Here is a 12,882-nt window from a genome sequence, read left to right on the forward strand (position 1 = left end):
CGACTCAATGAAAATCCCGGGATTTTGGCAGAATCCGGACCTTGCGCGGATGACGGGCTCTCGGTTGATCGGGAACCGGATGAACCACTTCATCGGCATGCGATACCGGCAAGGGCGGCAGTTGTTCCGAAAGCCGATACAGATCCGCCGTCCGGTCAATCAGTTTCCGGGCAACGATATGCGTGACATTATCGCTGCTCTGGACCGTTCCCTCGATCAGGATGAGGCGGGAACTCATCACTTCCTTGCGATAGGTGGCCATTGTCTTCGCCCAGACAATGATGTTGGCAATGCCGGTTTCATCCTCGATCGTCATGAAGACAACACCTTTGGCGCTGCCCGGTCTTTGGCGGACGGTGACCACGCCGGCAAGCTTGACGCGCCTGTTGCTGGCCAGAGACGTGGCCTGTCTGCAGGTCACGACACCTTCACTGCCAAGCATGTCCCGCAGAAACTGCATGGGGTGTCCCTTGAGGGATAGCCGGAAGGATTCATAGTCGGCAATGACATGCTCAGCCATCTGCATAGGCGGCAACCGTGTCTGCGCTTCCACGGCAAGTTCGTTGGTTTCAGCAATCTGGAAGAGTGGCAGGGTTATATTGTCGGGAAATCTGCGCACGGCCCAGAGTGCTTCACGCCGGTCGATGGCCAGTGAGCGGAACGCATCCGCATCGGCGAGCAGGACAAAGGCGCGGCGCTCCAGTCGCGTCAGACGGCGAACCTCTTCAATGTCCGCATAGGGTTTTTTCCGCTTTGCGCAAATTTCGTCGGCCCAGGCTTTCGAGAAGCCGTCGACCTGCCGAAAGCCCATGCGCATGGCAGGATTTCCACGGCTTTTCTTTTCCAGCGTGTTGTCCCATTCGCTGAAATTGACATCGACAGGACGCACTTCGACATCGTGTTCCCGTGCGTCGCGGATGATCTGGGCCGGGGCATAGAAACCCATGGGCTGCGAATTCAGGAGAGCGGCGGCAAACACTTCCGGATGGTGGTATTTGATCCAGGAAGAAATGTAGACGAGAATGGCAAAACTTGCCGCATGGCTTTCCGGGAAACCATATTCACCGAAACCCTTGATCTGGTTGAAGCAGTTTTCGGCAAAGCTGCGCTCATAGCCGCGGCGTACCATGCCCTCAACCATCTGCTCCTGCATCTTGTGAATGGTGCCGCGATTGCGGAATGTTGCCATGGCGCTGCGGAGCTTGTTGGCCTCATCGGGGGTGAACCCTGCCGCTTCAATGGCGATGCGCATGGCCTGCTCCTGAAACAGGGGAACACCAAGGGTTTTTTCAAGAACCTTTTTCAGCTCGTCCTTGTCGCCATGTTCGGGAGAAGGCGATGGAAAATGAACCTTTTCTATGCCTTTGCGGCGCCGCAGATAGGGATGAACCATGTCGCCTTGAATCGGACCCGGGCGCACGATGGCGACCTCGATGACCAGATCATAAAATTTCCTCGGGCGCAGGCGCGGCAGCATGTTCATCTGAGCGCGGCTTTCCACCTGAAACACCCCAAGGGAGTCCGCCTCGCACAGCATATCGTAGACCTTCAGATCGCCTTGCGGGACAGTCGCAAGTTCTAAGCGCTCGCCCCCCTTATGCAGATGAATGAGATCGAAAGCCTTGCGGATACATGTCAGCATGCCGAGTGACAGCACATCGACCTTCATGATCCGGAGCGTGTCGATATCGTCCTTGTCCCACTCAATGAAGGAACGGTCCTCCATGGCTGCAGGGCCGATGGGAACGGTTTCATCAAGCCGCTCCCGTGTCAGGACGAAGCCGCCGACATGCTGCGAGAGGTGGCGCGGAAAACCGAGCAGCTCCGTTGCCAGTTTGACGGCACGGCGGATCATGATGTTGTCGGGGTCAAGACCCGCCTGCCGCACATGCTGCCGGTCCACGGTGGAGCCCCAGCTGCCCCAGACCGTATTGGCAAGCGCCGCCGTCACATCTTCAGTCAGCCCCAGGGCCTTGCCGACATCGCGGATGGCGCTGCGCGGGCGGTAGCTGATAACCGTCGCGACAATGGCTGCACGGTCCCGGCCGTAGCGCTTGTAAACCCATTGCATGATTTCCTCGCGGCGCTCGTGTTCGAAATCGACATCGATATCGGGCGGTTCCTTGCGCTCGGCCGAGAGAAAGCGCTCGAACAGCGCATTGCCGTTCGTCGGATCGACAGCCGTGATGTGCAGGCAAAAACAGACGGCTGAATTGGCTGACGAACCCCGGCCCTGGCACAGGATGTTCTCCGACCGCGCATAGGTAACAATGTCGTGGACCGTCAGGAAATACGGCGCATATCCCAATGTTGCGATCAGCGTCAGTTCCTTGTTCAGGAGGTCGCGAACCATTTCCGGAATGCCGTCGGGATAACGTTTCGCCGCGCCCTTCCATGTCTCGTCAGCCAGATGTTGCTGCGGGGTTTTGCCCGGCGGCACGGGTTCATCGGGATAATGGTATTGCAGTTCACCAAGGGAGAAGGTGACCGGCGCGGTGAAACGGCGGATTTCCGCTAAGGCTAAGGGAAAATGCCGGAAGAGATGCTGCATTTCTTCCGGTGATTTCAGATGCCTTTCTGCGTTCTTCTCCAGCCTTCGCCCGGCCGTATCAATGGTGACATGGTCCCGGATGCAGGTCAGCACATCCTGCAGGGGGCGGCGGGAAGGGGTGTGGTAAAGCACATTGTTGACCGCCAGCAGCGGAACACCGGCTGTAGTGGCGATACGCTCCAGCTTTTCGCCATGACGCTGGTCAGCGCCTTCGTAAGACATGGCAAGACCAAGCCAGACACATCCCGGTGCAACGACGCTTAGTTTTTTCAGTACAGGTCCGAGATCTTCATCCGGCTGTCCTGATGGCATGACCACCGTCTGGAAATCCTTGGCGCGGAAAAGGAAGTCTTCGAGCACCAGATGGCACTCGCCCTTGATCTCAGCTCGCGTCTTCCCCTCGCTCAAAAGGCGGCACAGCTGCCCATAGGCCGGGCGGTCACGCGGATAGACGACCAGATCGGGCGTGCCATCGATGAACATCAGCCGGCAGCCGATAAAGAGGTTGAGCTTTATTCCCTGCTCCTGCGTCAGTTCCTGATGCGCCTTGTAGGCCCGGACAACCCCGGCAAGCGTGTTGCGGTCGGCGATGCCTATGCCTTCAAGGCCGAGCAATGCTGCTGCCTGCACCAATTCCTCCGGCTGCGAGGCGCCTTCGAGAAAGGAGAAATTGCTGGTGACGGCAAGTTCCGTGTAGCTGGGCATCAGGCAAAAAGCCCATGCAGATACCAGCGCGGAGTGGTCTGGCCGCGCTCGTACAGGCCTTCACGGAAGACCCAGAAACGATGCCCCTGATTGTCTTCGAGACGATAATAATCCCGCGTCAGGGCGCCGGCATGTTCCCGCCACCATTCCGGCGCGATGCGCTCCGGCCCTTCGGCCAGGACGATATTGTGCCGGACCCGCCGCCAGACGAATTGTGCCGGGGCGCCATCGGGAATTCCTGCCGTGGTTTCAATCTGTTCCGGCGGCTGGAACAGCCGAACCGGGCGCTCGGGTGGCTCGCCCGGGTGCTGAACGGGCGCCCATTCGACCTGCAGATTTGCGGTGGTGTGAACAGCCGGTTCCAGTGAAACGGCGCGTTCGGGAATATGCGTATCGACGGGATGCGGGCGCAGAACCCGGCTGGTGCCGAGACGAATGGACAGGCGGTCGATCAGCCCGCCAATCTCTTCGGTTTCCTGAACAGTGCTGTCGAGGCTTTTTTGCATGGTTTGGGTTCGCTCGGCCCGCACCGCCGCAAGACGGATGATGTCAAAGCCATAACCGGCATCGAGCGGTTCTGCGAGGGTGGTGAGCCGCTCCTTCAGCAGCCTGAACAGGGTTTTGGTGTCGGTCAGCGGCCGGCCGGCCTGAATGCCGATCCGCCTGACTTCACCATCGACGCGGAAAAACGCAGCCTCGACTTCCCGCGCGCCCTCGACACGCCGCTGCAGCTGCCGGAAAAGTTCGTCGCCAAGTGCATGCAGCACCAGCTCAACACTGTCCATGACAATCAGAGGCTCGGCCATGCGCCGCTCAACCATGCAGGCGGGTACAATGCGTCGGGGCGAGATCGGATGGTGCGCATATCCGAAAAGCGCATCGAGGCGATCGACCAGCCCGGCGCCGAAACGCGCGGCAAGGGCAGCACGGGGAAGCACTTCGACATCGCCGACAGTGCGCAGTCCGGCCCTCTTCAGACCGGCCAGATGAACATCCTCGATCTCAAGGCTGACGAGTCGCAACCGCCGCAATTTTTCCTTGAGCGCGGAATGCCCGATCACATCTCCCGGCGAATGACGGGCAAATGCGTGGGCCGCCGCCGCATTGCCTGTAATGGCCGAGCGGACCACAACGCCATGCTGACTCAGGCGCTGGTGGATATCCCGGCGCAATTGATGCTCGTCACCGAAGAGATGCGCGCAGCCGGTGATGTCGAGCATAAGACCGTCGGCACCGTCGAGCGCGACCAGCGGCGTGTAGCGGTCGCACCAGTCAGCGAGTTTCTCCAAGAGGGCGGCGTCCTTGCGCGGTGAAGCGAAGGCAATATCGAGGTTTTCAAACTGCGCCCGGGCGTCGGTCAAAGCCATGGTCTTGAACAGGCCTGCCTTGGCGGCACGTTCGTCAAGGGCTGTCAGGCGCAAGGCATTGGCGACCTTGTCGACGACAATCAGGAACTGTCCGGACTCAGCCCGTTGCGGATTTTCGCGTTTGAGGCGGTCGGTGGGCAGGTGTGGAAACCACAGTGCCAGAAACCGGTTCGATCTGTCTGAAAACATGATTGTCACTCTCCCATTGCAGGATCCAATGGCCTGTCATGCCCTGCCTGTTGCGTATAAGGGTGGCGTCAAACACCGGGTGACCCGGCGCATTGGCGCCGCTTGACCGTGACGCGTTCGAGCGGATCATCCAGCGCGTCACAGCGGAATTGTCGATTGGAACGGCGCCGAGCCGCAGCAGGAAGGCGGGCACGCCCGTCTGCTGGGCGGTCAGCAGCAATTTGCGCGTGGCTGTCAGGTCGAGGCATTTCGGATTGCTCCACGGCGCTATGATGACCGCGCCCGTTCCGCGGATGCCAAGGCTGTCCGATGCGGCTTTCAGCACATCCTGCGGCGACGAACAGCGCACGATGACGAGCCGCTGCGGATCAAGCCCGAGATGCTTCAACCCTGGCGCATAGGGAAAACCGTGTTCCTGCGCGGCAAAATCCTCTTCCAGCCAGATAAGAGGGCTCCGGGCGCTGGACGAACGCAGGGCAAGGGCGATGACGAAGCCCGTTGCTGCGCCCGCATCGTGCATTTCCGCCGAAAAAACTTCATGCAGCGCGCCGCGTTGCAATCCCTTGCCAAGCACCCTGTCGATGCTTCTGTCGCCAAAACCAAAGGCACTGCGCGGCGCCTGCGCTTCCAGCGCATTCCGCTCGCTTAAAGACGCGATGTCGCGCCGCAACGCCGTAAGGTCGACGGTTGTCACCACGGTTTCCCCTGAATGTTCATGATATGTTCTATTATGGAATCCATTCGACCAAAGAGTCAAGCGGAGTCCATGGAGGGACGGATTATATGACTCAGCGGTCGATGCGCGTGGAAAGGATGATAGACGAAATGGTGCGTTCCACGCCTTCCAATGCGCCGATCCGATCCAGCAATGTATCGAGCTCGCTGATGGAGGGCGCTTCCAGGATGACGATCATGTCGTACTGTCCGCTGACCGAATGCAGGGTCCGCACCCAGGCAATCTCGCGCAATGCCGCTTCGACCCGCTTGGCAAATTTCGGCAGGGCCGTGACCAGCACATGCGCCTTGACCAGATCCCGCTCATATTCGGGGGAAAGCAGCACGCTGTAGCCGCGAATCATGCCGCGCTTTTCCAGCCGTTCGATGCGGCTTTGTACCGTAGTGCGCGATACGCCGAGCTTGCGGGCAAGGTCGGCGGTCGAGGCGCGGGCGTTCTCGCGCAGCAGGGAAAGCAGGGCGTGGTCGGCATCTGTCAGCATAATGTCAAACTCATACGGCGTATTGCCAAAAAATAGGGTGTTATATCGTCAGTTTACACACTTCATTTCGACGAACAAGGGTGAGAAAATAATGAAAGTTCTGAAATCCTGAGGGGAATCACATGAAAGAGATCGTCATCGTCGGTGCAGGCAAAATCGGCGGAACAATCGCCAACCTGCTCGCAAACACCGGAGACTACCGCGTAACGGTCGTCGACCGGGCCCAGGCACAGCTTGATGCCCTGGATGTTTCCCCGCTTGTCGTTACCCGTTGCATCGAGATTGCTGAAGAGGGTGCGCTTGAAAAGGTTCTCGCCGGCAAATTCGCCGTGCTCAGCGCCGCTCCCTTCCACCTAACCACGCGGATTGCACAAGCCGCTGCGTCGTCGGACGTGCATTATCTCGACCTGACCGAGGATGTTGCCAGCACCCGCATCGTCAAGCAGCTTTCGGCGACGGCAAAGACAGCCTTCATTCCCCAGTGCGGTCTGGCTCCGGGCTTCATTTCGATTGTCGCCAATGATCTGGCCAAGCGCTTCGATACGCTGGAAAGCGTGCGCATGCGCGTCGGTGCGCTGCCGCAGTACCCGTCGAATGCGCTCAACTACAACCTGACCTGGAGCACGGACGGCGTCATCAACGAATATTGCGAGCCATGCGAAGCCATCGTCGACGGTGAGCTGACCGAAGTGCCGCCGCTGGAAGAGCGCGAGGAATTCTCGCTCGACGGCGTAACCTACGAGGCTTTCAACACGTCGGGTGGTCTTGGCACCCTGTGCGAAACGCTGCTCGGCAAGGTCCGTACGCTGAACTACCGCACGATCCGTTATCCCGGCCATGCCGCCATCATGAAGGCCCTGCTCAACGATCTTGGCTTGCGGGACCGCCGCGACGTGTTCAAGGACATCCTGGAAAACGCCCTGCCTTCGACCATGCAGGACGTCGTGGTGATTTTCGTCACGGTCAGTGGCCGCAAGAAGGGCCGTCTCCTGCAGGAAACCTATGCCAACAAGGTTTATAGCGGCCATATCGGCAACGTGCTGTACAGCGGCATCCAGATCACCACGGCGTCAGCCATCTGCGCCGTTCTCGACATGCTGGCCAATGGCGACCTGCCGCAGCAGGGCTTCCTCAAGCAGGAGGATATCGCGCTTGATGCCTTCCTCGCCAACCGTTTCGGCAAGGCCTATGCCCAGACCGAAACAGCAGGACGCCTCGTCGCCTGATTGTTCCGCTTGTCGGCTAACCTTTAAAACAACGCGCTGGATTCCGCATCCGGCGCGTTTTTTGTTGTGGTGTTTCGTCCATTTCCTTGCCTTGCGCTTCCGGAATCCGGGTGGTAGCGTTTTGAAAACATGTGAAAACAGTAAACATCACGCGGCTCACCAAGGCGTTCCTATGTCTTGCTGAACGGCAGGTGATGCCGGGAGGAAGACAATGGAACGGCGTGAATTTCTTGTGGGCGCAGCGGCCCTGTCCATGCTGGCTGCATCGAACACAGGACTGATGGCACAGACAGGCGGAGCGCTGGAAAAGACCAGCCTGACGCTGGGTGTCGGCGGAAAGCCGCTCCTCTATTATCTCCCGCTGACCATTGCCGAGCGCCGCGGCTTTTTCAAGGATGCCGGTCTCGATGTGACGATCAACGATTTCGGCGGCGGGGCAAAATCCCTGCAGGCGCTGGTGGGCGGCTCTGTCGATGTGGTGACGGGTGCTTACGAGCACACGATCCGCATGCAGGCGAAGGGACAGGATGTCCGTGCACTGTGCGAGCTTGGGCGGTTCCCGGCCATCGTCATTGCCGTGCGCAAGGAACTGGCCGACAAGGTCAAATCTCCCGCCGACTTTGCCGGCCTGAAGCTTGCTGTCACCGCCCCCGGTTCGTCGACGGCCCTGACCGTCCAGTATGCCATGGTAAAGGCGGGCTTGAAGGCCAACGATGCGCCGCTGATCGGCATTGGTGGTGGTGCCAGCGCTGTCGCTGCAATCAAACAGGGCCAGGTGGATGTGATTGCGCATCTGGATCCCGTCATTGCCAAGCTTGAAGCGGACGGCGATATCAAAATCCTCATTGATACGCGTACGGAAGAAGGCACGCGCGCCCTGTTCGGCGGCTCCAATCCGGCGGCGGTTCTCTATGTGAAAAAGGACTTCGCCGATGCGAACCCCAACACGTCGAAGGCGCTGGTGGGTGTTTTCGTCAAGACGCTGAAATGGCTGCACAGCGCTACACCGGAAGAGATCGCCGACAGCGTTCCCGCCGAATACCAGCTGGGTGACAAGCCGCTTTATCTCAAAGCCATTGCCAATTCGCTGCCGACCTACTCGCTGGATGGGGTTCTTCCCATGGAGGGCATGCAGTCGGTTCTCAATACGCTGAAAATCCTCGATCCCGAATTCGCCAATGCGACGATTGACCTTGCCGCGACCTATGATGACCGTTTCATCAAGGGGTGAGGCATAAGCATCAATGATCATTGCACGGAAGACCACGCGGGACCTGAACCAGGCCCAGGATGTCAATGCCGTTGAGCTCAACGGCATCCATATTGCGTTTCCCCTGCAGGGCGGTGGCATCTATGAGGCTGTCGGTGAGACAAACCTCGTGGTCAGCGACCGGGAGTTCGTGGCGATCGTTGGTCCCACCGGCTGCGGAAAATCGACACTGCTCAATGCCACGGCGGGTCTTCTCAAGCCGGCGCAGGGACAGGTCCGCACGTTTGCCAAGCCGCTGTCGGGCTTGAACAAACATGCAGGCTATCTCTTCCAGCAGGATTCGCTGATGCCCTGGAAGACCGCGATCGACAACGTGGCCATCGGGCTGGAGGTGGCGGGCACACCGCGCCGCGACGCCCTGGAGCAGGCACGGGTCTGGCTCGGTAAAGTGGGTCTCGCGGCCTTCGCCGATCGCTATCCGCACATGTTGTCGGGCGGCCAGCGCAAGCGGGTGGGGCTGGCGCAGGTGCTGATCCGTCACCCCAAGATATTGCTGATGGATGAGCCGTTCGGACCGCTCGACGCCCAGACACGGCTGATCATGGGTGATCTCCTGCTTGATCTGTGGTCGGCCGACCGCAAGGCGGTGATGTTCGTCACCCACGACCTTGATGAGGCCATCGGTCTTGCCGACCGGGTGATCATCATGTCGGCGGGACCCTCATCCCGTGTCATCGGCAATTACACGATCCCGCTGGCCCGACCGCGCAACATGGCCGACATCAAGTCCGAGCCGCAATTCCACGAGGTGCACCGGGAAATCTGGAATGCCTTGAAAGAGGAAGTTCTGAAGGGTTATCGGCAGACGGAAGAGGTCCGGCCATGAACAGGCTTACACTGATCAGCCTGCAGGTGCTCGTGGCGGTTGTCACCTTGGTGTTCTGGCACATCGCCTCGACGACAACCCTTATCGGCAATCCGAAAACCATCAGCTTTTTCTTTGCCGAACCGCTCGCCGTCGGCAAGCGCATGGTCCAGTGGTTCATGGAGGGATCGATCTGGTATCACCTCGGCATCACGCTGACCGAGGCAGCGCTTGCCTTCATCATCGGTTCGCTCGGCGGGGTCATCATCGGGTTCTGGTTTGCCCGCAAGCCCTTGCTCGCTGCGGTGTTCGATCCTTATGTCAAGGCGGCCAATGCCCTGCCGCGCGTCGTGCTCGCGCCGATCTTTGCGTTGTGGCTGGGGCTCGGCATCTGGTCCAAGGTGGCGCTGGGCGTGACGCTGGTGTTCTTCATCGTCTTCTTCAATGTCTATCAGGGCGTCAAGGAAGTCAGCCCCGCGGTTCTTTCCAACGCCCGCATGCTTGGAATGAACGAGCGCCAGTTGCTGCGGCATGTCTACATGCCGTCGGCTCTCTCATGGATGTTCTCGTCGCTGCACACATCGGTGGGTTTTGCCGTGGTCGGTGCGGTGGTGGGAGAGTATCTGGGATCCGCTGCCGGTCTCGGCTACCTCATCCACGAGGCCGAAAGCGTGTTCGATGTCACCGGCGTTTTCGCGGGGATGTTCGTGCTGATGGGCTTTGTCATACTGGTGGACTGGCTGGTGACGCTGGTCGAAAACAGGCTGCTCGTCTGGCGGCCCAAGACCTCGGTCATTACCAGCAGATAGGCGACCGCCACCGGCATTCCGGTGGCGGTCTTTGCTCAGATGGCCGTCAGATCCGCTCCGCGCGTTTCCTTCGACAGAAGCACGCAGATAATGCCCGGTATGACCATGACCGCCGCGTAAATGATGACCGCATGCGGCGTGCCGGTTGCGTTGAGGAGTAGCGTTGCAATCAGCGGTGCAACAGAGCCGCCGACCACCGAGGCGACCTGATAGCTGATCGACATGGCGGAATAGCGCACATGGGTCGGAAACAGCTCCGTGAAGAACGGAGCCATGCTGCCGACGATAATGCCGTGGAATGTCAGGGTGAGCAGGGTTGCCTGCAGGACCAGACGCGGATCGGCCCCGTGCGGCAGGCTGAAGAGATAGGCACCCGCAGCAAGGCCGCCAACCAGTCCCAGCAGCATCAATGGCTTGCGGCCAAAACGATCCGAGGCATAGGCTGCGGCCATGATGACGATGACTTCAAGGATCGAGCCCCAGAACAGGGCGCCCACGCCGACGGACCGCGCCAGCCCGAGGAACTGGACGGTGAGAACGAGAAAGAAGGTCGTGAACAGATAGAACAGGGTGTTTTCGGCTGTTTTGACCAGAAACACCTGGCCCATAGGCTTGCTGAAATGCTTGAAGGCTTCCGACAGAGGGGCGGGCGGTATGGATTTGCGCTTTTCGACCAGCTCGATGAAGGCAGGGGATTCCTCCACCTTGCGGCGCATCCAGAAACCAAGGACAACCAGAACGATCGAGAACAGGAACGGCAGGCGCCATGCCCAATCGACAAAGGCCTGTTCGCCGAAGCGCAGGGTCAGGAAGCTGATCGTGGCTGCGGCGAGCACGTTGGCCGCGGGGCCGCCGATCATCGGGAAACTGGTCCAGAAGCCGCGCTGCTTGCCCGGCATGGATTCGGCGACGATGAGCAGCGCTCCGGTGGCTTCGCCGCCCACGGCAATCCCCTGGAAAATGCGCAGCAGCACCAGCAAAGCGGGTGCCAGAACGCCAACCGAGGCATAGGTCGGCAACAGGCCCATGGCAAAGGTTGAACCGCCCATCATGGCGAGGCTGACCACAAGCGCATTCTTGCGGCCGATACGGTCACCCAGCACGCCGAAGATGATGCCGCCGAGCGGGCGGGCAATAAAACCAATGGCAAAGGTGCTCAGGCCGAGCAGAATGCCGATTGCCGGGTCGGCGGTCGGAAAAAACGCCTTGTCGAAAACCAGCACCGCGCAGGTGGCAAAAACAAAGAAGTCATACCATTCGATAATGGTGCCCACCGCGCTGGCAAAAAGCAGCCGCGCGCGTTTTCCGAATCCGTCCTGAGCCATGAATTTTCCTCCCAATGGCATGGTTGACCCCGGGAGGCGTTCTACTGGCTCATTTTGTAACCATCAACGCATGCGCTTCAGGTGTTTTTCAGGCCCATTCTCCCCGGCGCATGACGGGGACTGTGCTGCCGTCCGCATTGACGCCATCCACATCGATCTCACCCGATCCGATCATCCAGTCGATGTGAATGAGGCTCTTGTTGCCGCCGCGTGCCGCAACCTCTTCGGGTGACAGCCTGTCGCCGTTGACGAAGCACTTGGAATAGCACTGGCCGAGCGCGATATGGCTCGCGGCATTTTCATCAAACAGGGTGTTGAAGAAGAGAAGGCCGGAAGCGGAGATCGGCGAGGAATGCGGCACCAGCGCCACTTCGCCCAGACGCCGCGCCCCGTCATCGGTGTTCAGCACCTTGTTGAACACCTCTTCGCCGCGCGAAGCCTTCGCCTCGACGATCCTGCCGCCTTCGAAACGCACCGAGATATCCTCGATCAACGTGCCCTGATGGGACAAAGGCTTTGTGCTGGAGACATGGCCGTCCACGCGCAGGGCATGCGGCGTGGTGAAAACCTCTTCCGTTGGGATGTTCGGGTTGCAGGTGATGCCGTTCTTGGCGGTCGAGGCGCCGCCCTGCCACCGGTGCTCGTCGGCAAGACCGACAACCAGATTGGTACCAGGGCCCTTGAAGTGCAGGGAGGCGAAATTGAGCCCGTCCAGCCATTCGCGGCGCTTGGCAAGCACGGCATTGTGCTCCCGCCATGCGCTGACGGGATCGTCAATGTCAACGCGCGATGCGGCAAAGATGGCGTCGGCCAATTTGGCAACCGCTGCATCCTCGGAAAGATCCGGGAAAACCTGCTTTGCCCAGGATGGATTCGGATACGAAACGATGTTCCAGTTGACGTCGAAACCGGCAATTTTCTCCAGTGCCGGCTGATAGGCCTTGGAGGTTGCCCGGTTGGCGCGGGCGACCTTTTCCGGGTCTTCCGCCGAAAGCAGCATCGGATTGTCACCGGCAATGGCAAGCCGCGCTGTGTTCGCTGAAAAGGCCTTGGCCATTCCCTCGAAGAGCCATGTGGCGGCGTGGTCGAAACTCTCCGCCGGCGCATGGCGATAGCGCATCAGCGTCGCTTCTTCGTCCGCATAGAAGGAGGTGACCAGACCGGCGCCCGCCCTGTAGGCGTGCTCGGTGATGCGGCGCACCAGCGGCAGTGCGGCCAGCGGCGCTGTTATCAAGAGGTCCTGACCCGCTTGCAGTTGCAGGCCGATTTTGACGGCAACTTCGGCCAGGCGGTCGAGCTTAACGGGATCAACGATATTGGTCTTTGCGGATGTAGTCATGGCGGTTCCAGAGTGAAAACGGAATGAAGAACGGGAGACAAGGCGGGGGTGCGAGACAGTCTGCTTCCCCGCCTGTCTG

At 59.8% G+C, this 12,882-nt stretch carries 10 protein-coding genes; 4 read left to right on the forward strand and 6 right to left on the reverse strand.

Going from position 1 to position 12,882, the window contains the following annotated elements:
- Positions 1-4 precede the first annotated feature (4 nt).
- The 4 genes from ACIQWS_RS14360 to ACIQWS_RS14375 form a co-directional block, all read right to left on the reverse strand.
- Entirely contained in the window at positions 5-3,256 is a 3,252-nt protein-coding gene (locus ACIQWS_RS14360; protein WP_403180332.1) for an error-prone DNA polymerase, read from the reverse strand.
- Positions 3,256-4,812 (reverse strand): Y-family DNA polymerase, encoded by a 1,557-nt coding sequence (locus ACIQWS_RS14365; protein WP_403180335.1) that lies wholly within the window; start codon positions 4,810-4,812, stop codon positions 3,256-3,258. Before ACIQWS_RS14365 ends, ACIQWS_RS14360 begins: the two co-directional genes overlap by 1 nt.
- The gene (locus ACIQWS_RS14370) at positions 4,721-5,506 is read right to left on the reverse strand and encodes an ImuA family protein (RefSeq protein ID WP_403180338.1); all 786 of its coding nucleotides are present in this window, start codon (positions 5,504-5,506) and stop codon (positions 4,721-4,723) included. The genes ACIQWS_RS14365 and ACIQWS_RS14370 overlap by 92 nt, the downstream gene beginning before the upstream one ends.
- 94 nt (positions 5,507-5,600) lie before the next feature.
- The gene (locus ACIQWS_RS14375) at positions 5,601-6,029 is read right to left on the reverse strand and encodes an Lrp/AsnC family transcriptional regulator (RefSeq protein ID WP_223613768.1); all 429 of its coding nucleotides are present in this window, start codon (positions 6,027-6,029) and stop codon (positions 5,601-5,603) included.
- Between the two features lie 122 nt (positions 6,030-6,151).
- Here ACIQWS_RS14375 and ACIQWS_RS14380 point away from each other — a divergent pair, with 122 nt between their 5' ends.
- From ACIQWS_RS14380 to ACIQWS_RS14395, 4 genes are all read left to right on the forward strand, one after another.
- Positions 6,152-7,255 (forward strand): saccharopine dehydrogenase family protein, encoded by a 1,104-nt coding sequence (locus tag ACIQWS_RS14380; RefSeq protein WP_223613767.1) that lies wholly within the window; start codon positions 6,152-6,154, stop codon positions 7,253-7,255.
- Positions 7,256-7,466: 211 nt separating this feature from the next.
- Positions 7,467-8,486 (forward strand): ABC transporter substrate-binding protein, encoded by a 1,020-nt coding sequence (locus ACIQWS_RS14385; protein ID WP_403180344.1) that lies wholly within the window; start codon positions 7,467-7,469, stop codon positions 8,484-8,486.
- Positions 8,487-8,499: 13 nt separating this feature from the next.
- Positions 8,500-9,351 (forward strand): ABC transporter ATP-binding protein, encoded by an 852-nt coding sequence (locus ACIQWS_RS14390; RefSeq protein WP_403180348.1) that lies wholly within the window; start codon positions 8,500-8,502, stop codon positions 9,349-9,351.
- On the forward strand, positions 9,348-10,139 hold the full coding sequence (locus ACIQWS_RS14395) for an ABC transporter permease (RefSeq protein WP_403180351.1): 792 nt from the start codon (positions 9,348-9,350) through the stop codon (positions 10,137-10,139). Before ACIQWS_RS14390 ends, ACIQWS_RS14395 begins: the two co-directional genes overlap by 4 nt.
- Before the next feature lie 35 nt (positions 10,140-10,174).
- Here the strand turns inward: ACIQWS_RS14395 and ACIQWS_RS14400 are convergent, their stop codons facing one another.
- Both ACIQWS_RS14400 and ACIQWS_RS14405 read right to left on the reverse strand, forming a co-directional pair.
- The gene (locus ACIQWS_RS14400) at positions 10,175-11,464 is read right to left on the reverse strand and encodes an MFS transporter (RefSeq protein ID WP_403180356.1); all 1,290 of its coding nucleotides are present in this window, start codon (positions 11,462-11,464) and stop codon (positions 10,175-10,177) included.
- An 88-nt stretch (positions 11,465-11,552) separates the two neighbouring features.
- Positions 11,553-12,803: an aminopeptidase gene (locus tag ACIQWS_RS14405; RefSeq protein WP_403180359.1), complete on the reverse strand. Its 1,251-nt coding sequence runs from the start codon at positions 12,801-12,803 to the stop codon at positions 11,553-11,555.
- Between the last annotated feature and the right edge of the window lie 79 nt (positions 12,804-12,882).

The organism is Phyllobacterium sp. NPDC097923, from assembly GCF_044760925.1.
In the GTDB taxonomy this organism is placed as follows: Bacteria; Pseudomonadota; Alphaproteobacteria; order Rhizobiales; family Rhizobiaceae; genus Phyllobacterium; species Phyllobacterium calauticae.